This window comes from Gracilibacillus sp. D59 (genome assembly GCF_052246695.1).
GTDB lineage: Bacteria > Bacillota > Bacilli > Bacillales > Amphibacillaceae > Gracilibacillus.
The window spans coordinates 429,649-454,006 of sequence record NZ_JBQQCK010000001.1 but is presented as its reverse complement, the minus strand read 5'-3'; the positions used below and the strand labels follow the sequence as shown (position 1 = coordinate 454,006).

Annotated in this window: 20 protein-coding genes; 15 read left to right on the top strand and 5 right to left on the bottom strand. The window is 37.1% G+C overall.

Annotated features, from left to right (window positions below; translation table 11 throughout):
- The first annotated feature begins 164 nt into the window (after positions 1-164).
- From ACTWP4_RS02105 to ACTWP4_RS02060, 10 genes are all read left to right on the top strand, one after another.
- Positions 165-1,448 (top strand): NCS2 family permease, encoded by a 1,284-nt coding sequence (locus tag ACTWP4_RS02105; protein WP_443127102.1) that lies wholly within the window; start codon positions 165-167, stop codon positions 1,446-1,448.
- A 468-nt stretch (positions 1,449-1,916) separates the two neighbouring features.
- Complete coding sequence (locus ACTWP4_RS02100; RefSeq protein ID WP_443127101.1) at positions 1,917-2,936, top strand: Gfo/Idh/MocA family protein; 1,020 nt, start codon at positions 1,917-1,919, stop codon at positions 2,934-2,936.
- A gap of 101 nt (positions 2,937-3,037) precedes the next feature.
- The gene (locus tag ACTWP4_RS02095) at positions 3,038-4,384 is read left to right on the top strand and encodes an ABC transporter substrate-binding protein (protein WP_443127100.1); all 1,347 of its coding nucleotides are present in this window, start codon (positions 3,038-3,040) and stop codon (positions 4,382-4,384) included.
- Positions 4,385-4,485: 101 nt separating this feature from the next.
- Positions 4,486-5,352: a carbohydrate ABC transporter permease gene (locus tag ACTWP4_RS02090; protein WP_443127099.1), complete on the top strand. Its 867-nt coding sequence runs from the start codon at positions 4,486-4,488 to the stop codon at positions 5,350-5,352.
- The gene (locus ACTWP4_RS02085) at positions 5,349-6,230 is read left to right on the top strand and encodes a carbohydrate ABC transporter permease (RefSeq protein WP_443127098.1); all 882 of its coding nucleotides are present in this window, start codon (positions 5,349-5,351) and stop codon (positions 6,228-6,230) included. The genes ACTWP4_RS02090 and ACTWP4_RS02085 overlap by 4 nt, the downstream gene beginning before the upstream one ends.
- Before the next feature lie 214 nt (positions 6,231-6,444).
- Positions 6,445-7,275 (top strand): sugar phosphate isomerase/epimerase family protein, encoded by an 831-nt coding sequence (locus tag ACTWP4_RS02080; RefSeq protein WP_443127097.1) that lies wholly within the window; start codon positions 6,445-6,447, stop codon positions 7,273-7,275.
- Positions 7,269-8,288: a Gfo/Idh/MocA family protein gene (locus tag ACTWP4_RS02075; protein WP_443127096.1), complete on the top strand. Its 1,020-nt coding sequence runs from the start codon at positions 7,269-7,271 to the stop codon at positions 8,286-8,288. Before ACTWP4_RS02080 ends, ACTWP4_RS02075 begins: the two co-directional genes overlap by 7 nt.
- A 93-nt stretch (positions 8,289-8,381) precedes the next feature.
- Positions 8,382-9,344: a helix-turn-helix domain-containing protein gene (locus ACTWP4_RS02070; RefSeq protein WP_443127095.1), complete on the top strand. Its 963-nt coding sequence runs from the start codon at positions 8,382-8,384 to the stop codon at positions 9,342-9,344.
- 22 nt (positions 9,345-9,366) lie between these two features.
- Positions 9,367-10,743, top strand: coding sequence for a sulfatase family protein (locus ACTWP4_RS02065; protein ID WP_443127094.1), 1,377 nt, complete (start codon positions 9,367-9,369; stop codon positions 10,741-10,743).
- A gap of 68 nt (positions 10,744-10,811) precedes the next feature.
- On the top strand, positions 10,812-11,444 hold the full coding sequence (locus ACTWP4_RS02060) for a YesL family protein (RefSeq protein WP_443127093.1): 633 nt from the start codon (positions 10,812-10,814) through the stop codon (positions 11,442-11,444).
- A 209-nt stretch (positions 11,445-11,653) separates the two neighbouring features.
- Here ACTWP4_RS02060 and ACTWP4_RS02055 read toward each other — a convergent pair whose 3' ends face one another.
- From ACTWP4_RS02055 to ACTWP4_RS02040, 4 genes are all read right to left on the bottom strand, one after another.
- Complete coding sequence (locus tag ACTWP4_RS02055; protein ID WP_443127092.1) at positions 11,654-13,060, bottom strand: sulfatase; 1,407 nt, start codon at positions 13,058-13,060, stop codon at positions 11,654-11,656.
- A gap of 341 nt (positions 13,061-13,401) precedes the next feature.
- Positions 13,402-16,947, bottom strand: a complete 3,546-nt coding sequence (locus tag ACTWP4_RS02050) for a DUF7948 domain-containing protein (protein ID WP_443127091.1) — start codon at positions 16,945-16,947, stop codon at positions 13,402-13,404.
- 674 nt (positions 16,948-17,621) lie between these two features.
- A complete protein-coding gene (locus ACTWP4_RS02045) occupies positions 17,622-17,945 on the bottom strand; it encodes a Mov34/MPN/PAD-1 family protein (RefSeq protein ID WP_443127090.1) in 324 nt (107 codons plus the stop codon).
- A gap of 92 nt (positions 17,946-18,037) precedes the next feature.
- On the bottom strand, positions 18,038-19,033 hold the full coding sequence (locus tag ACTWP4_RS02040) for a hypothetical protein (protein ID WP_443127089.1): 996 nt from the start codon (positions 19,031-19,033) through the stop codon (positions 18,038-18,040).
- Positions 19,034-19,485: 452 nt separating this feature from the next.
- Between ACTWP4_RS02040 and ACTWP4_RS02035 the strand changes: the two genes are divergently transcribed.
- The 4 genes from ACTWP4_RS02035 to ACTWP4_RS02020 all read left to right on the top strand — a co-directional run bounded on the left by ACTWP4_RS02035 (position 19,486) and on the right by ACTWP4_RS02020 (position 22,488).
- Positions 19,486-20,175, top strand: coding sequence for a hypothetical protein (locus ACTWP4_RS02035; RefSeq protein WP_443127088.1), 690 nt, complete (start codon positions 19,486-19,488; stop codon positions 20,173-20,175).
- A gap of 113 nt (positions 20,176-20,288) precedes the next feature.
- The gene (locus tag ACTWP4_RS02030) at positions 20,289-20,876 is read left to right on the top strand and encodes a hypothetical protein (RefSeq protein ID WP_443127087.1); all 588 of its coding nucleotides are present in this window, start codon (positions 20,289-20,291) and stop codon (positions 20,874-20,876) included.
- Positions 20,869-21,174, top strand: a complete 306-nt coding sequence (locus ACTWP4_RS02025) for a hypothetical protein (protein ID WP_443127086.1) — start codon at positions 20,869-20,871, stop codon at positions 21,172-21,174. Before ACTWP4_RS02030 ends, ACTWP4_RS02025 begins: the two co-directional genes overlap by 8 nt.
- A 60-nt stretch (positions 21,175-21,234) precedes the next feature.
- A complete protein-coding gene (locus ACTWP4_RS02020; RefSeq protein ID WP_443127085.1) occupies positions 21,235-22,488 on the top strand; it encodes a surface carbohydrate biosynthesis protein in 1,254 nt (417 codons plus the stop codon).
- A gap of 344 nt (positions 22,489-22,832) precedes the next feature.
- On the opposite strand, the gene ACTWP4_RS02015 is transcribed toward ACTWP4_RS02020, so the two are convergent.
- A complete protein-coding gene (locus tag ACTWP4_RS02015) occupies positions 22,833-23,393 on the bottom strand; it encodes a hypothetical protein (RefSeq protein WP_443127084.1) in 561 nt (186 codons plus the stop codon).
- A 207-nt stretch (positions 23,394-23,600) separates the two neighbouring features.
- Between ACTWP4_RS02015 and ACTWP4_RS02010 the strand changes: the two genes are divergently transcribed.
- Entirely contained in the window at positions 23,601-24,290 is a 690-nt protein-coding gene (locus ACTWP4_RS02010) for a hypothetical protein (protein WP_443127083.1), read from the top strand.
- The last annotated feature ends 68 nt before the right edge of the window (positions 24,291-24,358 follow it).

The window sequence follows — 24,358 nt, the reverse complement described above, 5'->3', positions numbered from 1 at the left end:
TGGATATAAAGCAATATGATGTTGCTATAGTTAAGCGAACTTGGACTTTAAATAAAGAATCATCTCATTATAGAGTTGACAAGTTCTCTAAATTTAATACAATAAAAGTTGGCTCTTTCATTGGAGCGGGTTGGGAGAGGGACAATTAAATAGAGGGAATTACATTGAGAAAAGATATTTTTCAATTAAAACAACATGAGACCAGTGTAAAACAAGAACTATCCGCAGGGTTAATCGGATTTTTTACCATTGCTTATATCATTGCCGTGAATTCCTTGATCTTATCAGAAGCAGGTGTTCCTTTAGAAGGAGCGGTACTGGGAACCATTCTTACTTCATTTGTAGGCTGTCTGATAATGGGGATCTGGGCCAATGCACCAATCCTGGTCGTTCCTGGTATGGGCATTAATGCGATGTTTACTTACACGCTTGTACAGGCAATGGAGTTGACGTGGCAACAGGCATTGGGTGTTACTGCGGTGTCTGGGCTTATTTTTACGTTGGTTGCATTTTCTTCCTTAACAACTGTGATCAAGAATGCCATTCCTGAATCTTTAAAATTAGCGATCAATATTGGAATTGGTCTATTTCTTATGTTGATCGGTTTAGAGAAAGGTCATCTGGTTGAAAGAGGCGATCAATCGATTATTGCCTTAGGTGATTTCAGTGACCCAGCTGTCTTTGCAACGATTGTTACGTTTATCATTGCGCTTGTATTATTTGTTCGTAATGTAAAAGGTAACTTCTTGTGGACGATTTTAATCGGGACTGGAATAGCATTTTTGTTAGGAGTTTTACCGTCTAAGACAAATGATTCGTTTTCTTTACAAGGATATGGAGAGGTCTTTGGTGGTTTATCATTTGCTAATTTGGCTTCATTTCCTTTTTTAGTAGCGGTGTTTTCGATCACTATGGTTGTGTTGTTTGAGAATGTTGGATTAACGTATAACCATGTTGCGGCAACAAATCGCCCGGAAAAGTTTAAAAAAGCTTTTCAAGCAAATGGGATCTCTGTTATGTTATCTGGTCTATTTGGTTCAAGCCCGACAGTATCAACTGCTGAAACAACAGCAGCAATTACTGCAGGTGGACGTACAGGCTTAACCACGATTACTACAGGTTTCTTGTTTTTAATGGTTACGTTTTTCATTCCATATATCCAAATGATTCCGTCCAATGCGATTGCACCGGTGTTAATGATTATCGGTGGGCTCATGATCCAAGATATAAAGAAATTGGAGTTACGTGATTTAAGTGAGTCTTTCCCAGCGATCTTTATTATCGTGATGATACCTTTCACGTATAGTATAGCGGATGGAATTGCGATTGGATTTATACTTTATGTAATTTTGAAATTGAGTACTGGCAATGCAAGAAAAGTATCCTTTACACTTTATGTGATAGCTTGCTTGTTTTTGATTCATTTCATTATTCAGTATGCTGTTTGAGCCTTTGTTTTTTAAAGGCTCTTTTTTTTATAATAAAATGGCGTGAATGAACAATAAAAAGCATGTTTGATGGATGAAAAATGGTAGGGATAAAATTAATGTATTTATTGACAAATCTTTTAACCACGTAAACGGAATTATGTGCTATAAAAATTTACAAAGGTCTATATAATTTCTTTCATCTTTAAGCTGTTTGTGAAAGTTGGCGTAATTGACTATGATTGCATCTAAAAGTTCCTATACTATATAACTAATCAATTAGTTGGAGGTGAAGCTTAAAAACAAGGTACTTTATCACGGTGCTAATCGTCCGTAAAACCCCCACTTTAAGTTTCGGGTAAATCAAAGAAGCTAAGTGAGGATAACGGACGTTAACACCCTGATAAGTTTCACTAACCATCAGTGGGGTCAAAAATCCCCACTGATGGAAGACTCACTTTATGGAATAATGATGAAAGGTGGGGCAAGATGTTAAAGGTTGCTGTCGTAGGGGTTAACAAAATAGGTAAGCTTCACTGCCAATATTATCATCTTCATCCTGACACAAAGCTTGTAGCGGTTTGTGATTTAGCTCAAGAACGTGCTCAAAAGATGGCAGAGAAGTATGGTGCTGCATGTTATAAAGAAATAACTAGAATGCTTGATGCAGAAGAAATAGATATTGTAAGTGTTGCTACTGCAGGTGAAGAAAATGGTAGCCATCATTATTTACCGGTTATGACAGCGGTGGAAGCAGGAAAAGATGTATTAGTGGAAAAGCCAATATCCAACAACATAATGGAAGCTCGCGAAATGGTACAATTTGCAGCACAACAAAAAGTACGATTCGTGTGTAACTTAAACCATAGATTTGTACCTGCAGCAAGTAAAGGAAAGGAATTAATAGAAAAAGGCAGTTTAGGATCTTTATTATTCCTAAATATGAAATTAACCATTCAAAATCCAAAAGACATGACCGAATGGTTTCACATGCGAGCACTACATCCACATTCCATTGATGTTATGCGGTATTTTGCTGGTGATATACGGCGTGTTCAATCCTTTATGACGAAGGCGCCTAAAAGGAATACGTGGTCTACGGTTTCTGTTAATATCGAATTTACATCAGGGGCTGTTGGTCATTTAACTGGGAGTTATGATATGTCCAGACTTCACCCTATCGAGTATTGTGAAGTAGCTGGAACTAGAGGGCGATTTGAAATAGATAATGTTTATGAAAGATTTACTTTTTTTCCACATGAAAGAGATGAGCTGCTCGTCCAGCGTAATTCTATTATGTCGGGTGTCGGGAGCTTTCATGATACTTTTGCTAATCGTTTTGCTGATTTTATTCGTCAAGTAAAGGAAGGTGTTCCACCTGAGCAAATGAATGCCTCTGGTAAGGATGCTCTTGCTGTACAAGAAGTGATCGAAGCAGCTATTCAATCCCACATCAATAATGGAGCTGTCATTGAAGTTCCTCAAGTTAGAAAACACATCATCCATTAACACTTCATTTTTTTTAACACATTAATGAAAGCGATTACACTTTTCGACAAAAGGTGATTTTGAAAGAAGATTAATTTCAAAAAAAGGGAGGAATGAAAATCATGGGTCAGATTAAATTAAATTTCTTCACACTTTTATCCTGTTTATTGCTGTTTATGATTCTTCTTGTGGGCTGTAGCAGTTCAAATGAGGAAACAACAACTAATGAAGATAATGCCTCAACGGAAGAAGCGGACAGTGGTACTGATGAATTGACTGAAATTACATTACTAATGGGTGAAGCCGATGATACCGCAGGCTTTAGAGCTGTAATGAAGGCGATGGAAGAAGACATAGGAATAAAAACAAAGATTGAATTACGGCCAGGTGGACCTGAAGGAGAAAATATTGTAAAGACTCGTCTTGCAACTGGTGAAATGTCAGATATTCTGTTATTCAACTCTGGATCTTTATTGATGGCACTGAACCCGGAGAAATACTTTGTCGATTTATCGGAGGAACCGTTTGTTGACAGAATTATGGATTCTTATAAAGAGGTTGTTTCTTCGGAAGGAAAAGTGTATGGGATTCCAGAAGGTTCAAGCCAAGTAGGAGGCTGGTTATATAACAAACGAGTATACGAGGAGCTAGGTCTAGAAGTTCCGAAAACATGGGATGAATTGATGGAAAATAACGAGAAAATTAAAGAAGCGGGTAAAGTAGCTGTCATTGGTACTTATGGGGAAATTTGGACATCTCAGCTTCCAATTCTTGCTGATTTCTATAATGTTCAAGCAGAGGCACCAAACTTTGCTGAAGAATATACAGCAGGAAAAGCAAAGTTCGCCAATACTCCACAAGCGCAAAGAGGATTTGAACGAATTCAAGAACTTCATGAGCGTGGCTTTATGAATGAGGATTATACCGTTGCCGAGTATGGGCAGGGAAGACAAATGTTAGCAGAAGGTGAAGGGGTTCATTACCCCATGTTGACACAAGCACTTGAAAATATTAATGAAGATTTCCCAGACAAGGTAGATGATATCGGCATTTTCCCTCAACCAAGTGATGATCCAAATATTAATGGACATACGGTTTGGATGCCTAATGCGTATTTGATTAATAAAGAGTCAGAAAAGGTAGAAGCGGCAAAGAAATGGATGGAATATTTCATATCAGAAAAAGCAATCCAGCTGTACGAAGAACATTCTAAAAGTATTGGGCCTTATGTTATTGAAGGGGTTGAATTACCTGAAGATTCTTATACAGCAGTAAAAGACTTAGTGCCTTATTTTGAGTCAGGTAATGTTGCACCAGCATTAGAATTTGTTTCTCCAATAAAAGGACCAAATTTACCTCAAATCTGTACATCGGTTGGAAGTGGACAAATGACTGCGGCAGAAGCGGCTAAAATGTACGATGATGATGTAGAGAAGCAAGCAAAGCAACTAGGGCTTGATTGGGACTAATGCAATAATTGAGCTGTCTTTAAGGAGGCTTGCAACTGTTAGGATAGTGAGTCTGTCTTTTGGACAGTTTGATTTTCCTTAGGAAAGGAGATGACATAGAAATGAACGGTTCGACCAAAAAAATGTATCCATTAGCTTTTCTTATCCCGGCAGCACTGGTGTATTGTACCTTTTTCTTGTTTCCGACATCGATGGCGTTTTTTTATAGTATGACTTGGTGGACATTAGATGATTGGGAATTTATTGGATTGGAAAACTTTATTCAATTCTTTAAAGAGCCATCACTGCGGATCGGATTTCGAAATACATTGATTTATGCTTTTACTACTATGGGTGGGAAAGTTGTACTTGGTTTACTCCTTGCAGTGTTTCTCTGTTCTCAGATTAGAAATAAGGATTTTCTAAGATCTATTGTTTTTTTTCCTGCACTACTAAGTACCATTGCTGTAGGGTACACCTTTAGCGCGTTAATGCACCCAACAAATGGGATTATTAATAAAGCATTATCATTAGTGGGGATTGCAGGACCAAATTGGTTAGGCGATGCAAAGATAGCTTTGTTATCTGTTGCGATGACTGATATATGGAAAGGGGTTGGGATTGCTACCGTTATTTTTATTGCTGGGATAATGGCTATACCTGGTCATTATTATGAGGCGTTGAAAATAGATGGTGGGAATGCTTTTCAATCGTTTCTTCATATTACGTTACCCCTTTCAAGACCAGCGTTTAATACAGTTGTTATCCTAGCATTAATCGGAGGGCTGCGAACTTTTGATTTAGTGTGGGCAATGACTGGTGGAGGACCAGGGTTCAGCTCTGACCTTTTAGCATCGATCGTGTATAAGCAATATGCAAGTGGCTTTTTTGGCTTGGCAACAGCTGGGAATGTCTTATTGTTTTTGTTTGTTGGTCTTATTGCTTTCCCAATCTTTAAACTCTTAAATCGGAAAGAGGTGGACCTATGAGTTCAAAACAAGAAGATGTTCTACAAGCATCTATACCACTTCAAAAGAAGAAAAAATCGCCAAGGAGACTGTTTGCGATTGAATCATTAGCCATTTTGCTTGCGATTATCTTTTTTGGGGTTCCATTCTATTTTGTCATTATTAACTCCTTGAAAGATAGTGCTGCAGCAGCGGAACTGAGCTTGGCATGGCCGGAAACCGTTCAATTTATAGCGAATTATAAAGAAGTTCTCACACTAAACGATGGAATTGTATTGAGAGCTTTCTTGAACAGCTCCATCATAACAATATCGTCCATTACAGTCATTATTTTGATTTGTTCTATGGCTGGCTTTGTTCTTTCGCGCAGGCAAGGAATGGCTAAAAGGCTTAATTACGTTATCCTGATGGGACTGATGATTCCACCGACCATTGTACCAACCATTTGGGTGTTACAACAGTTGGGGTTATTCAAGACTTTTCCCGGAATTATCTTTCTTGAATCTGCATTGCACTTTTCGTTTGCTTGTTTGTTGTATACAGCCTTTGTAGCTACTATTCCGCGTGAGCTCGATGAAGCAGCGCTAATGGATGGATGTGGGCCATTTCAATTGTTCTTTAAAATTATCTTTCCATTATTAAAGCCGGTAACTTCAACGGTTATCGTATTGTCTTCGATTCAGATTTATAATGACTTTGAAAACATGCTGTACTTCTTTCCTGGAGCGGAAAATGCTACGGTACAGCTCACTCTTTATAATTTTACAGGAGTTTATGGAACATCTTATCATTTGTTGTTTGCTGATGTATTGTTGATTTCAATTCCACCACTTATTTTATTTATTTTCTTTAATAAAAAAATAGTAGATGGAATGACTGCCGGTGCAGTAAAAGGTTAAGTAGTCCTTTGTTTTTATCACGGTCTAATCGTCCGTAAAATCTCCACTGGTGGAAGTCTCACTTTATAAAATGTCCTAAATGGCTTAAGTGAAGGCAAGATGAACCATGCAAGCACCTTTTTTTACCGATATCCTTTAATTAGACGCTATATAGTTGAGATATGAAATGGTCTATATAGTAGGGTTTCGATAATAGACTAGAGGAGGAAGATAAATGAAATTGGGAGTTAACTCTGTTCTTTTCAGCGGTTATGATTTAGCAACAGCTATCCAATACATCAAATTTAGTGGTTATGATGGTATAGAATTAGCATCTATTGTTGGAATGGTGGAACATCTGACAGATACAGCAAGTGACGTTGAACTTACTGAAATACGGAAAATGGTAGAGGAGGCTGGGCTTGATCTTTATTGTGTAGAAGCAGCTACTAATATACTTGTCCCAGAAAATCTTGAACGAACGAAAAGAGTTTTTGAACGTGCTGCCAAGCTTGGTATTCCGATGGTAACGACAGGAAGTGCCGGGAAATCTGATGATAAAGGAAGTACAGAGGCTTCCATTCGAGCAATTGAGAAATTGGCACAAGCTGCTAGTGATGTTGGCATACGTTACGCATTGAAACTACACTATGGGCAAAGTATTTACAATACGAAAACGGCTCTTAAGCTAATGAAAGAAGTGAAACATCCTGCATTAGGGCTGAATTTTGATGCGACACATGTTGGCCGTGTAGGTGATGATCCTGTAGCAGCAATTGAAGCTCTTTCGGACCATATCATTCATTCTCACATCCGTGACACCTTTATCGAACAATTACAGATTGCTGCTCCTGAATTTCAAACAGCTGGAAGGGGAACAGTTCCTTTAAAAGAAGTAGTTGATAAAATGGTTGAAATAGATTATCAAGGAGCAACAGTACTCGAAATTATTGGTGCAAAAGACTATGCATTACCAGAGGTTACAGCGATTGCGGCGGAAAGCCGAGGTTATTTAAACCGCTTATTTGCAGAGGCAAAGGAAAAGAGGGAGGAATTACAATGCTAAAGGTGGCCGTTGTAGGTGTTGGAAATATCGGGAAAATTCACTGCCGGTATTATAGTGAAAATCCGAAAGTTGAGTTAGTAGCGGCTTGTGATTTAATAGAAGAGCGTGCGCAAGCAATGGCTGATCTTTATGGAGCACAAGCTTATCAGGATATGGGAACAATGCTAGAGAATGAAGAAATTGACATTGTTAGTATCGCAACGGCAGGAAAAGAAAACGGAGGTGATCATTATAGACCAGCAGTAATGGCCATTGAAGCTGGAAAAGATGTGTTAGTGGAAAAGCCGATCTCCAATAATATAGAAGAGGCAAGATCAATGGTTCGGCTTGCTGCTAAGAAAAATGTTCGATTAGTAAGTAATTTAAATCACCGCTTTGTTCCGGCAGCATATAAAGGGAAAAAATTAATCGATAATGGTGATTTAGGTGCGTTACTTTTCTTAAATATGAAATTAACTATTCAAAATCCAAATGAAACAAGTCCGTGGTTCCACTTGCGAGCACTTCATCCTCATTCTATTGATGTCATGCGCTATTTTGCTGGCGATATAGAACGTGTGCAAGCTTTTATGACCAAAGCTCCTGGTAGAAGTATTTGGTCGACAGCTTCTATTAATCTAGAGTTTGCTTCAGGTGCTGTTGGTCATTTGACTGGAAGTTATGACATGGCTGGACGACATCCAATCGAATACTGTGAAGTAGCAGGGAACAGGGGCCGATTTGTGATTGATAATGTTTATGAAAATTTTACTTTTTATCCACATGATAGTGATGAATTGTTAGTTCTTCGTAATTCGATCATGACTGGAGTTGGAAGTTTTCAAGAAACATTTAAGAATAGATTGGACCATTTTGTAAAGCAAGTTGAAGATGGGGTAGAACCAGAAAAAATGGAAGCATCTGGTGCACATGCGTTAGCGGGACAGGAAGTGATTGAGGCAGCTATCCAATCACAAATGGCTAATGGAGCAGTAATAGATGTACCGAAAACAGATAATGAAATTTTGTTATGAAAGAATTTATTTTTGATATATTTTAAGGCTAATAATTTACAACAACGGAGAAATCGCTAACGAATATTTGGAAATAAAGGAGCGGGATGTGAATTGAGAATTAAAAGCAGTCTGTATATGAAGGAAAAGGAATTCCCATTCTGGATTGATCACAGAGTTCATACAGCCCGTAATACTCCACCAATACATGCGCACGATTTTATTGAATTAGTCTATGTAACAGAAGGAGAAGCTGAGCACCTTTTTGAAGGGGAGCATTATCCATTATCAAAAGGTGATGTGTTTATCATTAATCCTGGAGAAGTGCACACGTATAAAGTAAATCCTAAAAGTGAATTAGGAATTGTCAATTGTCTCTTTATGCCAAGTTTATTTGATGAAGCATGGCTTCGTGGATTGGGAATCTCTGAATCTATGGACTATTTCTATGTACACCCTTTTTTAGAGAAATGTGAACGATTTCATCGTTGCCTAAAATTAAGAGGACAAGAAGCAGAGGATATACGGACTAAATTGGAGGAGCTTTCGGAGGAATTTGTAAGTAAACGGAATGGTTATTCCCCGTTAATTCGATTACAACTCGTTCAATTACTCATCTTATTATCGAGAATTTACGTTAGGCGCAACGTTACGACAGAACAGTTAAATGTCAAATCTCATGAAAGAAAAATGTTTATTCAACGGATTTGTGGTTATTTGGAAAGACACTATGACCAGAAGATAACGATAGCGAATTTATCTAAATTGTTTAATATAAGCACACGACATTTGAATCGGGTTTTTAAGGCAGAGACAGGAAAAACTGTTATTGAGTTTATCCATCACATACGGATCACAAGAGCAATGAAATTGTTAACCGAGACGAATGAAAAAGTGATTTCTATTGCCATGGATGTAGGCTATGATGATCCTGCATTTTTTACACGATTGTTTACTAGAAAGGTCGGATGCTCACCTGGGAAATACCGTGACCAAAGTAATGTAGAGGTATTTAGGAGTGAAGAGTACCTAACTTCGCCAAATAAGCAATCACTTAATGAAGTATCCAAGGTATGAATCTGTTTTAGGGAGGATTTTTATGAAGAAACAACCAAATGTTATTGTTTTTGGCATTGATAGCCTAAGACGTGATTATATGAGTAGTTATGGATATCATCGATTAACTACTCCGCATATAGATGAAATGGCAAGTCAGGGAGTGTTATTTGAAAATCACTTTAGTCCAAGTATACCAACTACACCAGCTTACGCTTCTATGCTTACAGGAATGGATTGTTTTGGGACAGATGTGGTAGCACTACGGCATCAAGGGGGATTAGGAAACCATGTCAAAACATTACCAGAAATATTAGGTGAACATAATTATAATACGACATGTGTTGGTTTTTCTAATAATCCTTCTTCGAGAGGATTCCAAAAATACTTAGATTACGAGGCGTGGCAGCCTGATGAAACAGGAAGATGTCCAAAAGCAGAGAATTTGAATGAAGTGGCCATTCCTGAATTGAAGCGATTGAACGAAGCAGATAAACCTTTCTTTCTATTTTTAAGACATATGGATCCGCATTCGCCTTATCTTCCGCCAAAACCATTTGAGAGAATTTTCTATGATGGAGATGAAAAGGATCCTACAAACAAATCGATGCAACCAGTGTATAACTTCAAACCACATGCCGACTTTTTTAAATCCTGGATTCCAGAGGGAGTTACCGATCAACGTTATGTATGTGCACAATATGAAGCTGCTATAGCGTATATGGATGTTTGTATACAGAATATATTTGCTACTGTAGAAGCGCTAGGAATCGAAGAAGAGACGTTGATCGCTTTGACTTCTGATCATGGGGAAACTTTATATGAGCATGAATGTTATTTTGATCATCACGGCATGTATGACAATTGTCTAGTTGTACCACTTATTTTAAAGTTTCCAGGGAAATTACCTGAAGGCAAACGAGTTACAGATACTACGGTGATACAAGATGTAACACCGACCATTTTAGAATTATTAGGAATTGAAACAAATATCTCCTTTAATGGTCAGAGTTTAGTTCGTCCTTTGAAAGGCGAGAATTTGGCTGCTGTATCAGATTTTTATATAACGGAATGTACTTGGATGAGAAAGCATGGATGGCGCACGCCTGAATGGAAGTTGATTCAAGCATTAGAACCGGATTTTCATTTTAAACCAGAGATAGAACTATATAACTTAGTAAAGGATCCCGAGGAAAATCACAATGTAGCGAGTCAGGAGCCTGAAGTTGTGAAACTGTTACAGCAAAGAATGGAGCATTATATTGCGAAGCGTGAAGTGGAGACGGGAAGAATCAATCCGATGTATACGAATATTCATTACCACGGATTAGAAGAAGCACCATTGAAATCTTCTCAAGAAGCTTATGATAAATTATATCTTGGTTCGATTTCGAATGCTAGAAAAATCCAAGCCAAATAACACAATAGAGAGGGTCTGCCGAATTGGGTAGATCCTTCTCCGATTTGATAAAAGGTAGGAGGTAAATTATGGGGAGTTTTGGCGTATTAAAAATACCGGAATGGATTTTGAAATTCGCTTTTGTGAATGTATTATGGATTTGTTTTTCTCTCTTAGGTTTGCTAATATTTGGTCTTTTTCCTGCAACTATTTCCATGTTTGCAGTTCTTCGTAAATGGATCATGGGGGAGACGGAGATACCGATTTTTCGTAGCTTTTGGACGTATTTTAAAAAGGACTTCATAAAGAGTAATGTGTTAGGTCTAATTCTTATTCCAATTGGCTATACGTTATATATCGATTTTCAGCTTCTTCAACATGCTAGTGATAGTATGTGGATAACTATTATTTCATATGTTGTTGCAGCTATCGCCTTTATGTATATTTTAACCGTTTTATATGCTTTTCCTGTTTTTGTGCATTATGAGATTCCAATCTTGAAGGTGTTAAAAACCTCATTTCTAACGATGATTGTTTCCCCGCTTTCTACTATTATGATGATTGCAGGGAGTGTTATTCTTTATTTTTCATTGAGGAATTTTCTTGGATTAAGTGTTATTTTAGGTCCTAGTTTGTTTGCGTTTTTAATTATGTGTTCAGCTTATTTGTCCTTTAGAAATATCATACAAAGTAAAAGTAGCCAAGTAACGAAAGAATTCTAGGAAGGGGATGCCGTAGTGAAAAAAAGGCAATCATCTTGGAAAATTAAGAGATTACCTTTTTAATAAATTATCACGGTGCTAACCGTCTGTAGCCCCCACTTAAGTTTCCAGTAACAAGGAAGCTAAGTGAGGGATAACAGATGCTAACACCCTGATAAGTTTCACTAATGCTCAGTGGGGGTCAGACCCCCACTGAGCATAGTCTCACTTTATTTCTGCAAGAGTTTTTCTAACCTTTCAGCGGAAGGATTCTCTAGCCATTCTTGCCAGCTGAGCCCAACCGTACTTAGAATATTATCAATTCTTCTGCGGAATGGCAGTCCTTCTTGCGTGATTTGTATTTCCATAGGGTCTTCTTTGCCCTGTAAAATGCTCTTTATCCATGTATCTAGCTCATGCTCTAATTGGTCTGTGATTTGATGATGTGAGTGAGCAAGATTAACCGTTTCTTCTGGGTCACTGTACAAATCATACAATTCTTTTGGTGGTCGAGTGAAAGGACCACTGTCCATTGTGCGGATAAATTTGTATTGCTCTGTACGTACCCCCCTTGCTGCTTGCCATGCACATTCACTTAAATAGATTTTAGATTGTGTCCCTCGCTCTTCTCCCAAAATAGATGGCCATAGACTTTTACCATCAATATTTTCTGGAAGGGATAGAGGTTCAATGTTTGGTTCGTCACTGTTATTAATTGCATCGAATAATGTAGGCATAAGATCTACTTGTTGAACTAATCCTTTCACTCGTTTTCCGTGTGGTATTTGTTTAGGCCATCTCATTATTAAGGGTACTTGAACAGTTGTATCATAAAGACCGCAGTGATCCCAAAAGATATCATGTTCTGTTAAACTTTCCCCGTGATCGCCAAAAATAATAAGTAGAGTCTCCTCTTTAATCCCTATTTCCTCCAGATAGTCATCCAGTTCCTTTAATTTGTCATCTAAATACCGTATTTCTGCGTCATATAATGCATTGACGTATTCGGCATCTGTGATGGGACCTAATAAATCAAAATGGTGATGTTTAAAAAAGGGGAAGGCTAAATGGTTATAGGCTGGTTTCATACTGTTATTTTGCTTATCATAAGGATCTTTGTTTATGTCATAAAACTCAGTTACATATTCTTTTGGAGGCAGGTAAGGTGTATGAGGATCCCAGTAGTGAAGAAATAAGAAAAAGTCCTCATCTTTGTGCTCTCTGATCCATGGTTTCGTTAATTTGTTTATCGTTTCTCCCTTTATCCACCTTCTATTTCCGACACTATTAATATAGTAGCGAAATCCTCTCGCAAACCATTCTTGTAATTGGTATAAGTTATCTACCGCTCCAGTGGTAATCCCTGCTTGGCGTAACATGGTGGGGAGCCACTCGGTCGATTTAGAAAGGTGGTTTAACTGTGACCCGTGGGAAACAATCCCCGTGCGTAGCCCTACTTTTCCAGTGAAAATCGAGGTGTGAGCTGCCTCAGTTGGTATATCAGATGCAAATGCACTTTCAAAAAGTACACCTTCTGAGGCTATATGATCCAGATAAGGACTTGTAGGTTTAGAATATCCGTAGCATCCTAATCTTTTAGCTCGTAGAGAATCTAGTGAAATCATAATAATTTTCAAAAGAGTAAACCCCCTTCTAACCATTCGTTGATTGCCTATAAACTTATATTCTATTCTAGATGGTTAAGATGGTATTAGCGACACCGATCAAGCCATGTTTATGGTCTATTGCGCCATCTGAAATCGTTATATAAATTTGTTTGATCTTTTTGGAAGTGTATGATTATGGATATAATGTTAATAGTTCCCTGAATGAAGCCGATTGGTACCTAGATGAGGAGGACTTTAATGAAATGAAAAAGAAAAGAACGATATTCTCGATAGCTTCTTTCATATTTTCAATTTATCTCAAGCAACAAGAAAGCACTTATGATAAAAATACAAGTGCTTATTTTAGTTATCTATGTGTCGTTACAGATAAACGAAACATTCTCAGAATCTTTCGTTAATGAAAGATCTACTTGATTCACTACCCAATCATAGACTTTGGGTACCTTGATACAGATGATCTCTTGGTTTTGATTGATTGAAATTTGTTGAAGATCACTCACACTAACACTGGTGTTTAGAGGTTTATTTTTCTGTGTGAATATTTCGTTATTGGCTAATGGAAAAATTTCTGGGCATTGTCTTGGAAGCTGTAATGGTGGACACATAGGTGCAATATCAGGACGTGGCTGACAAACACGTGCTGGAATTTCCGTTGTGGCTTCGGCTTGCGTTTGAATACTTTGGCATATTGTCAAATCAATGGTTAATTGTTGAAACAAACCATTCTGACATACGAGGTTGGCATGACAATCCACATCTGTGACTTCACAGTTTAGTGTCGTACCCTCAGGCGCACATAAAATCAGCGTTTCCACTATGCAAAAAGGAATGGGTTCCGTTAAACACGTCGCATTATTACCGGTAAGTTGGACGACCACAAATCCTTGTTTCGATACCCTCACCTTTTGTAATACCACTTCCTCACCAGTTGGCAGCTGTACATTGATATTTTCTCTATCTCCTGCTGAACGATTTTCTTGACAGGAAATGGCTAATCTAGGATCGAGTAGATTTCCTTGGTCATCCGTAAGGAAACAAGTAACTGTTGGATTATCGCCAACCACTTCACAAGGATCCACACCTGGCTGAAATTGGACGATGGTTTCCACAGCAACTACATTATTATCTGGATTTGGGTCAGGCTGTTCTCCACCAACTGCAGCCATATTGGTTATTGTTCCAGCATTATTTGGAATGACTTCGATTTCTATGGTCTCACTTTCTCCGATATCAAGGCTATCAAGCTCACATGTGACAATATTGGTTGCAGGGTCGAAGGTACAATTTGATGGAATAGAGACTAAGGTCGCTTCTTGTGGCAAGACATCCATTATGATGACGCCAGTAGCAGGGGATGGACCGTTATTGATAGCTGTCACCGTGTAGGTCAATGTTTCTCCGACTAATACTGGATCTGGCATATCTGTTTTCGTAATGGTGAGATCGGCACTTGGTTCACCCGGCTGTTCTACCGATGTTACTGCAATCGCAACATTATTATCGGGATCTGGATCTTCTTCATTTCCTGAAACCATCGCAATATTAATGATTGTTCCGGCTTGGTTCGGTGTAACAACAATGGTGATTGTTTCGCTCTCACCAGGAGCCATGTTTCCAATATCACAAGTAACCGTATTGGTTGCAGGGTTAAAGGTACAATTGGGCGATGCAGACACAAACGTGACTTCTGTTGGTAACAGATCTTCTATGGTTACCCCTGTAGCTGGGGAAGGCCCGTTATTGGTTACGGTCACGGTATAGGTTAGATTCTCGCCTACCAGTACGGGATCAGGTGCATCTGTTTTGACAATAGATAGATCAGTTTCAGCTAATAAAAATTTCGTTACAAACGCATTCACATTTCCAGGATCCATAGTTTGAAAGGCTCCTGGAGTTGTTGGAAAATCAGATGAATCAGTTCGTCCCACTACGTATGCATTTCCTGCATTATCCAATGCAATGCCATTTCCTTGATCGTCACTGCTTCCTCCTAAATAGGTGGAAAAGACGATGGATGACCCATCAGGGCTTAATTTCGTTACAAATGCATCCTCACTCCCAGAAAGTGCTAGTTGAGTAGGGTCCTGTGTCGGAAAGTCACTTGATAAAGTAATCCCCGTCACGTAAACACTGCTAGAATTATCCACTGCGATGCTGAATCCTTCATCATAATTACTACCTCCTAGATAAGTAGAAAAAACGAGGGAAGACCCATCGGGGCTCATTTTCGTAATAAACGCATCAAAATTTCCGGCAAGAGCTGGTTGAATTGGATTTTGTGTTGGAAAATTAGGTGATAAGGTAAACCCTGTTACGTATATATTTCCAGTATTATCCACTGAAATCCCGTTTCCTCTGTCGGCGCTACCTCCTCCTAAATATGTGGAAAACACGAGGGAGGAACCATCCGGACTCAGCTTTGTGACAAACGCATCATTACTTCCAGCAATAGTCGGTTGGAAAGCATTCAGCGTCGGAAAATTATTGGAAGTAGTAATCCCTGTCACGTAGGCACTGCCTATAGCATCCACTGCTATGCCGTTCCCTATATCGTCACTGTTTCCGCCAAGATAAGTGGAAAAAATGAGAGAAGAACCATCAAGACTCAGTTTCGTGACAAACGCATCCCCATTTCCGGGGGCTATTGTCTGAAAGGTTCCCGGAGTCGTCGGAAAATTGTTTGAAAAGGTTCGACCTGTCACGAAGGCATTACCAGCCGTATCCACTGTGATGTCATTTCCTATGTCGAAACTGCTTCCCCCTAGATAGGTGGAAAAAACAAGGGAAGAACCATCGGGACTCAGTTTTGTGACAAATGCATCAAGGCTTCCTGCAAAAGCCGGTTGGAAAGCATTTTGTGTTGGAAAATTGGTTGAGCTAGTTTGACCCGTCACGTAGGCACTACCCACTGTATCCACAGCGATACCAAATCCATCATCGCCTCCACTTCCGCCAAGGTAAGTAGAAAAAATAAGTGATGAACCATCAGGACTTAGCTTCGTAATAAATGCATCACCGTTTAAATTTAAAGTTGGTTGAAAAGCATTTATTGTCGGAAAATTTAATGAAATGGTTCGTCCTGTTACGTACGCATTGCCAGCAGAATCCACGTCGATATCTAATCCTTCATCAAATGAACTTCCTCCTAGATAAGTAGAATAATCTAAACTAGGATCAATGATGAGAGGGTAACGAGAATCATAGTCCTCAACCTCAAAGCGATAATGATATAGACCATTTTCCAATTGTTCAATGACATAGTGGGTATCAATGCTTATCTTTTTACCGTTTATAATCTGATAACTTATCGGACGTTCATCGATAAAGGTTCCTAAAGGAGTGTTTATCTCAAGATTTCCTTCTCGGTCGATGGATACATCATCAATCCCTTTATAACCAAGTTGGATATCATTCGGATCAGCTCCAGGCTGGACGACCCATTCATATTTCAGTTTGCCGTTTTCTCCACGGAACACCCCATCAATATTTGGCCAAATCTCATGATAAACGGTCTCTTGATAAGTGGACATATTGGTATACCACTTATGAGGGTCATTACCTTTCAAATAATTAACTTTTCCCTGTAGTTTCTTTTGTCCTCCAATGGTCACCTCTTTATTTGCATTGATAAACTGTAAAGCAAAAGCAGTTCCATGTTTTTTAGAAGACTCCTTTGGTAAATTATCTACTCCTGATAGTTGCTTTTTTTGTTCAGAGAAGGATTCCGAATTATCCCTTTCCATAAATGCAAAAACAACCTCTTCCGGTGTAAAAAACACGCTACTAGCAGCATCCTTTGCATAAAAACTTACTTTTTCATCCACTTGCCCATGGTTTGGAATAAAGTGTAATGGAAGTTTGGAAAAAGCCTCCTTTACACTATGATTGTCAGACACTCGTATCACCTCAGTTAAACGATTCCTTACTGTAGGTAATATATGCAGAGTAAATGCCTAATGAAAGCCCTTTTTATTGACTCAAAAAGTTTAATTTTTAATTAGTTATTAGTAAAGGGTATCTTTACAGCCTTTTGATCAATGAAAGATTCACTTGAATCCCATCAAAAACACAGACTTTTGATACCTTTGAAATTATTAAAGTAGGCGGGGGTTACAAGCATTATTTTATAAAGGAAAATTTGATAGAGGGATGTTAATACAAAAGGAGAAATCATTTTTAAGAAGAGGATAAGCTTCAAAAGAATGGAGCATGTGAAAAACATGCTCTTTATTCTGTCGCTTATTATAATCTCAAGTGATGGAAGAACAAACAACATGTTAATATGGAGTAGGTACAATTTTGATTCCTTCAGCTTTATAAATAAAAACGTTCTTTAATCTTATTCGAAGAAGATTTTTTTGCGCTAAATCATTTTAGGCAGCAGCCACCTTTTCGTTTTCTTATAGTTATTCTTTTATTCGTTGAGGAATTGATTTCAATCGGTTGTTTAGAACGTTTGACAGGTTTAGAATAAGTTGCTTTTTTTCTTATTGTTTTTCCTTTCAAGTTGTATCAGCTCCCTTCTTTTATAGTGCATTATAGTGTCAATAATGCAAAGAAGGGTGGACCATTAGGAAGGATCTATAAAAAAAAGGCGCTCAACATAATTGGAGCCTTGAATTTGATACCATTTTGTTTTTGGTGAATTGTTTTTATATGAAATAATAACCATATCTACATTATCATCAGAATGATTTAAAACATCATAACTGGAAGGAACAGGGTCTGTAGTTGGATGATTGTGATAAATGGCTAATACCTGTTCTTCCAGTTGTTTTATTTTTTGTATGGATTCCTCAACTATTTCCTTTTTAACAAAGAAACGGCTTACTGACTTCACTTCGTTTTTCAATGGCCATATTGACAGAACATGATTATCCTTTCCCGATAACAAGCCTCATGATTCATAGGGTAGATTTGACCTGCCATTTTCAAGCATTTTATTATAAATGAATTGAGGGATAATTTTCTTTTTTTTTACTCATATTAACCCTTCCTGAAGATATGGAAGAATGAAGCCAAATCTTTTTTTATACTTGATTGCTCCCGATCATCTTGTTGATTTTTTGCGTTATTTTGTTTTTCTGTAGATGTGAAGCCTTTTTCTGTTTTAGTTTTTGTAGAAATAGAATTTTCGTCTGTCTTATTTTGGGTAGTGGTAATACCTTCATTAGTCTTATCTGTGTTATTTGAAATTGGTTCGTCTGATGTCTGTGGAGAAGTATTGTTATTGATAGATACACGGTTTGTGTCTTGTTTTCGAGGTTGATCTATGTTCTTTTCTGAGTGGTTTTTAGTATTTATAGGTATTTCTATGTTTTTTTTCGTAGAATTTTCGTTAGAAAGAGATGAAGTTTTATCCTTCTTAATTTTCAACGCTTTTTCATTGTCATGGTTATTAGCGTCATTGTTTCCTTTTTTCGGTTTTTCTGGTGTAGACGTTCGGGTAATGATATTCTTGTTGTTTAAGCCATATTGAGAGCTGTGAAAGGTTTTTGTTCCATTATTTATTGATATAGTATTTTGACTATTGTCCAAAGATCTTGTTCGACGAGGTTTATGGTTAATGGATGTTGTTTGATTTAAAGTGTTTCTATTTCTCATGCTGTTGTTGGATTGATTGGAAGGTTGATTCATATTATTAGAATGCAACATGTTTTGTAATTGTCTGTATTCTGACATTCTACGACGTGTTGGTTTCTTAGGAGGATTTGATTTTACGTGTTCTTTTAGTTGTGAAAATTCTTTTTTTTGTGTATCGATTTGATTTATAACATTTGTTAAATTATCTTCTGTCTTATGAATTACCCTATTCATCTTTTCATGCATTTCAGAAAAACGCATTCCTTTAACTTTGACTTTGATCAAGTTCACCTCTTGTTTTAGTTGATTTATAGAATCATTGATGGATTGAATTTGCTCGGAAACTATTTTCTCCTGCTTTTCATATTCGGTTATTTTTTCTTGATACATTTCTTCCATAACCTTCATTTCTCCTTTAAATTTAAAAAATTTTAATTTTAATCAAATAATTCCCTTTGCGTCTTGAGATGTTTGGATCCCTCACTAAGGAATCTAACGTTGATTTGTAGACCTCTAGATCTCATTTTAATTTTCCAGCGTCTTCAGAGTTATATAGCCTATATTGATACATGAGTATTCACCCTTTTTCAGTACATTAATATAATATTGATGAAACATTAAATCGTGACAGATGTGCTATGTTTTTGCTATTTGGAAACGTTCTGTTCTTGCGTTCTACCTTAAGAACTACTGTAAGTCATGGTTGTTGTTGCAATTATGCGGAGTATTGTAAGTATGATATTCACCCAACTTCCTAAATATCATGATATTTCCGCTAATTCACTAAAACGTTTTGTGGGGTACTGTCATAGGCTATAAGGACATTAATCTTATTTGGAGGTGTTTGCATAATGCAAACAGAAAATTTAACTGGAGGGCAGGAACTTCTGTGTATTAACACAGAGAAAGTATTTGACTGGATTCTAAACGAAGCAACTTTTGATCTAAGTTTAAATGACTTAGATTTACCGGTTAACCCTGTAACTGGTGATCAATTAGAGTGTGACGATATAGATCTTGATACCGTTACATGTACGGTTGCTCCTGCTGAAGTAGATCCGATCGAGGTATTGGATCGAGAAAATCAGGTATTTGTGGTTGATGGGGCAGAAGTGACATTACAAATAGTGAACCTTCGCAAAAACTTTGAAGTAACTATTTTTGTAGACTTAGTACCAGAGCTTGGAGGAGCCACAGTCGAAGTCGGTACTGTAGAATTTACCCGTTGTGAGCAGGTTATTTTATGTGCACCGGAGGGTACTGACATAGATGTAACTTTTACCGACTTAGACTGTTTTGTTTGTACAGCAGCGTGTGATCCCGGAACAACTACTGAGGTGGATGAACTTGATGTGACCGTTACAGTTCGTCTATGCCAAAGTATTCAATCAACTTTTCCTGTAACACTTGAGCTAGTTGCCGACTTCTGTCAACCAAGAGATATACTACCATTCCCACCATGTCCTGCACCAACTATTCCACCACAATGCCCTGTGGTTTTCCCTAGTAATGGGAATGGGGATACAGGTGATATCGGATAATTTTTTAGCATAGGTTTAAAGAGAGGAAATACTCCTCTCTTATTTTTTTCTACCAGAAAGTATAAGAAAAAAGGGCTTTAACCACGTATTCTTTATGGAGGTGAATGATTTTTATGCAAAAAATGAATGATGTTCGTAAGAAAATTTTGGATTGGAAAGAACTGAATACCACTTATCTAAAAGAAATGAAATCATTAGTAACGGAAATAAAAGCATCAAAAGAATTTCAAGTTATTAGTTACTTCACCTATTCTTTAAATATATCCCACGAACCTGGACGTGAAAATTTTTGCCTTGGTTCCTATCACATCCAAAATATAGGAGGAAAGCCGCTTACCAATCCGTACATTTGTATAAAAGTATCCTCAGATTCTGTTTTCGATTTTTCTGGTAAATATTTGTATAAAAATTCTAAGCAAGCAGTCAGATTAACAAATGCCTGGGAGAGATTAAATGAATCGACAAATAAAGAAGAATTTTGGCTAAAACCGAATGATAAGTTTACACTTGAACCATCTGAAACAGTTTCTTTTTCGAACTTTCAAATCAAATGGCTTCCAGAAGCATCTTATTCGGGCAGCATACAAGGTTTTACATATGGGGATGAGATTACTCAGGGAATAAACGCTCTGAACCGAATCAACATTAATGGTAAGGTAGACATTGTTGATGATGATGAGGAGGTATATGAGGATGAATAACGAAAACAATGAGTTGATGCAACAACTAATTCGGAATTCTATGAGAGAATATACTGATCGATTAAACAATGAAAGTCAGCAAAAGGATAATAATAGTTTTATTTTTTTAGAGAATAACACGCTTAATATGTTAATGACTTATATGTTCATGCATTTAGAGAATCAACAGGATAATGGTCGAAAGGATGAAGTGCAATCAGCCGATTTAGAGGAAATTTCACTGTCACTTGACTCAATGGTAGAAGAAAGTAAAGCGTCATTTGAAGAAATGATAGATATTTTAAAGGAAAGAACTTAGTTTGGGGTTAAAACTAGCGGTTTTATTTGTATATTTTCTTTTAAGAAGGGTTGAACAAAGGTGAAAAAAAATAAAGGATGGATATATTTACCCGTAGAAGTAAAAGTTAGAGAATTGGATGCTAAATTACTATTAGCCTATTATGCCGCCAAAGAAGGATATCAGGTTGGCCTAGGCGATCATATCATGGTTGAATTAGCAGCAGAGGAATACCCTAATGGCATTTTCTTTTCCAAAGGTGGTCCACATGGATTTAGAAAAAGGATTATTACACATGCCAAAAAAAGTGGTCATAAAGTAGTTGAATTAGATGAAGAAGGGTTACTTTTTAAAGAGAAACAATATCTTCGAGATAGAATGAGAAGAGATATGCTTCAGTTCGTTACTCAAGAATACTGTTGGGGGTTATATCAAAAAGAAGTTATTATTGGAGCGAATTCAGATTATAAAAAGAAGTGCCATATTGTAGGTAATCCAAGATTTGATCTTTTAAAACCAAAATTCAGGAGTATTTATAAAGAGGATACAGAACAAATCACAAATAAATATGGAGAGTTTATTTTAATCAATACAAGGTTTTCTCAATATAATGCTGCAAAAGGTAAGAAAGATAACATACATTTTAAGCATATCAAAAAATTATATTACAGCTTTTTGGAAATGATTAAAGCAACATGCAAAAAGTTTCCGAATATAAATATTATCATTAGACCGCATCCAGGAGAAAACTTTGCATCTTACCGTAAAGCTTTCGCTGGTAATCATAACGTACATGTGATTCATGAGGGGAACATTATTAAGTGGCTTTTAGCTGCTAAAGTCATTATACACAATGGGTGTACATCAGGTATTGAGGCTTTTCTGCTTGGGAAACCTTTGATTTCCTATGTACCTTTTACCTCAAATGAGATGAATATTCCCAATCAATTAGGGGCTAAAGCTACTAATATTGATGAAGTAAATGCTTGTGTAGAGGATATTCTATATAAGAACAAAACTCAAGATCATGCAAAGCAAATGGATCAGAGCGAAGAAGGTTTGTTTTATTATTGTGACTGGTCAAAGGACAATTTTTCCTATGAATCTATTCTGCGATTATGTAACATGATTCAACTACCACCACAACCGAAAAAATCATCCTTGACCAAAAAGCCATTTCTTATAAAAGATAATAAGAAACGGAAGCGCCGTTTCTCGCTAACAGAAAAAGAAATAAAGAACTTTTACTCCAAATTAGATGAGATAGAGGGGGAGAATAGTCATCTTATTATCAGGAAGTTAGGAAATAACCTGTATCAAATTCAAAAAAGGTAATATCTTTGTTAAAGCAGTTTATTCTAATCGCCTCATACTTAGGGAAACGTGTTTGATAAAATCATCCCATCCGTTTCTAATTAAAAGAATTGACTAAACTGATTTCCCGCAGCCACAGCCGCCTCTTCGTCTTATCTTCCTTTTTTTAATCGATGACGAATTAATTTCTATCGGCTGATTAGTATGTCTTATATGTTTAGCGTTGCTTACTATCTTATTCACTTTTTTTCCCTTCATAATCATCAGCTCCCTGTTTGGTTATAGTGCATTATAGTATTTTTTACAAAAAAAGTTTGGGCTAATAAGTTTGTTTTTAAAAAAGGGGCTTAACATTGCTTTATTGATCATTTTATTTTTTTTTGTTTTTTTGATGTGGAGATACGGGTAATGGTATTTTTGTTTAATTCATATTGGGATCCTCGAAACATCTTTGTTCCTTTGCTCGTTGGAATGGTATTTTGACCAGTGCGTCGAGATTTTTGATTGATAGATGTCGTTTGTTTAAAGGTGTTTCTATTTGACATGCTATTGTTGATTTGGTTGGAAGTTTGGCTCACATTTTTAACAGATTGAAGCATGTTTTGTAATCGTCTATATTCTGAAGGTGTGCGACTTTGTGGTTTACTAAGAGTAGTTTGTTTCATATGATCTTCAAGTTGAGAAATTTCTTCTTTCCGTGAATGGACTTCAGTTTTTATATTTGATAAATTCTCATCGGTTTTATTCATTACAATATCCATCTTTTCAAGTAATTCATTAACACGTATTTCTTCTACTTCACTCTTAATCAAATTCATCTCTTGCTTTAATTGGTTTAATGAATCATTAATATTTTGAATTTGGTCTGAAATGTTATACACCTGCTTCCCATAGCCCGTTAATTTTTCTATTTGATTACCTTCCATTCTATTATTTCCCCTTTCAAATGATGATTTTAGTTTTTTCATTGACCAAAACAACACGATTTCCGATTTAAGAACCCATTAACATATTATTGATACATCATTAATTCGTGACAATTGTATCAATTTTTTCCACTAATTCATTAACGTTTTGTTGTGAGCTGTCATAGGCTATAAATGAAATTAGTCTTATTTGGAGGTGTTTACTAGATGCAGTCAGGTAATTTAACTGGGGGTCAGGAACTTCTGTGTATTAACACAGAGAAAGTATTTGATTGGATCCTTAATGAAGCAACTTTTGATCTAAGCTTAAATGATTTAGAATTACCGGTTAACCCTGTGACTGGGGATCAATTAGAGTGTGACGATATTGATCTTGATACCGTTACATGTACGGTTGCTCCTGCTGAAGTAGATCCGATTGAGGTATTGGATCGAGAAGATCAAGTGTTTACAGTCGATGGGGCAGAAGTGACATTACAAATAGTGAACCTTCGCAAAAACTTTGAAGTAACTATTTTTGTAGACTTAGTACCAGAGCTTGGAGGAGCCACAGTCGAAGTCGGTACTGTAGAATTTACCCGTTGTGAGCAGGTTATTTTATGTGCACCGGAGGATACTGACATAGATGTAACTTTTACTGATTTAGACTGTTTTGTTTGTACAGCAGCTTGTGATCCCGGAACAACGACTGAAGTGGATGAACTTGATGTGACTGTGACAGTTCGTTTATGCCAAAGCATTCAATCAACTTTTGATGTGACACTTGAAATTGTTGCAGATTTCTGTCAGCCAAGAGATATATTAACATTCCCACCATGCCCTGCACCAACTATTCCACCACAATGCCCTGTGGTTTTCCCTAGTAATGGAAATGGAGATACAGGTGATATCGGGTAATTTTTTAGAGTAGGGATAAAGAGAGGAAATACTCCTCTCTTTTTTTTCTATGAAGGCGACCATTTACT

What these genes read in the sequence shown, in the direction of transcription:
- ACTWP4_RS02100 (WP_443127101.1), top strand. Translation starts at nt 1,917, where the DNA reads ATGTTAAAGGTTGCTGTCGTAGGGGTTAACAAAATAGGTAAGCTTCAC.
- ACTWP4_RS02095 (WP_443127100.1), top strand. Translation starts at nt 3,038, where the DNA reads ATGGGTCAGATTAAATTAAATTTCTTCACACTTTTATCCTGTTTATTG.
- ACTWP4_RS02090 (WP_443127099.1), top strand. Translation starts at nt 4,486, where the DNA reads ATGAACGGTTCGACCAAAAAAATGTATCCATTAGCTTTTCTTATCCCG.
- ACTWP4_RS02085 (WP_443127098.1), top strand. Translation starts at nt 5,349, where the DNA reads ATGAGTTCAAAACAAGAAGATGTTCTACAAGCATCTATACCACTTCAA.
- ACTWP4_RS02080 (WP_443127097.1), top strand. Translation starts at nt 6,445, where the DNA reads ATGAAATTGGGAGTTAACTCTGTTCTTTTCAGCGGTTATGATTTAGCA.
- ACTWP4_RS02075 (WP_443127096.1), top strand. Translation starts at nt 7,269, where the DNA reads ATGCTAAAGGTGGCCGTTGTAGGTGTTGGAAATATCGGGAAAATTCAC.
- ACTWP4_RS02065 (WP_443127094.1), top strand. Translation starts at nt 9,367, where the DNA reads ATGAAGAAACAACCAAATGTTATTGTTTTTGGCATTGATAGCCTAAGA.
- ACTWP4_RS02060 (WP_443127093.1), top strand. Translation starts at nt 10,812, where the DNA reads ATGGGGAGTTTTGGCGTATTAAAAATACCGGAATGGATTTTGAAATTC.
- ACTWP4_RS02040 (WP_443127089.1), bottom strand. Translation starts at nt 19,033, where the DNA reads ATGGAAGAAATGTATCAAGAAAAAATAACCGAATATGAAAAGCAGGAG.
- ACTWP4_RS02035 (WP_443127088.1), top strand. Translation starts at nt 19,486, where the DNA reads ATGCAAACAGAAAATTTAACTGGAGGGCAGGAACTTCTGTGTATTAAC.
- ACTWP4_RS02030 (WP_443127087.1), top strand. Translation starts at nt 20,289, where the DNA reads ATGCAAAAAATGAATGATGTTCGTAAGAAAATTTTGGATTGGAAAGAA.
- ACTWP4_RS02025 (WP_443127086.1), top strand. Translation starts at nt 20,869, where the DNA reads ATGAATAACGAAAACAATGAGTTGATGCAACAACTAATTCGGAATTCT.
- ACTWP4_RS02015 (WP_443127084.1), bottom strand. Translation starts at nt 23,393, where the DNA reads ATGGAAGGTAATCAAATAGAAAAATTAACGGGCTATGGGAAGCAGGTG.
- ACTWP4_RS02010 (WP_443127083.1), top strand. Translation starts at nt 23,601, where the DNA reads ATGCAGTCAGGTAATTTAACTGGGGGTCAGGAACTTCTGTGTATTAAC.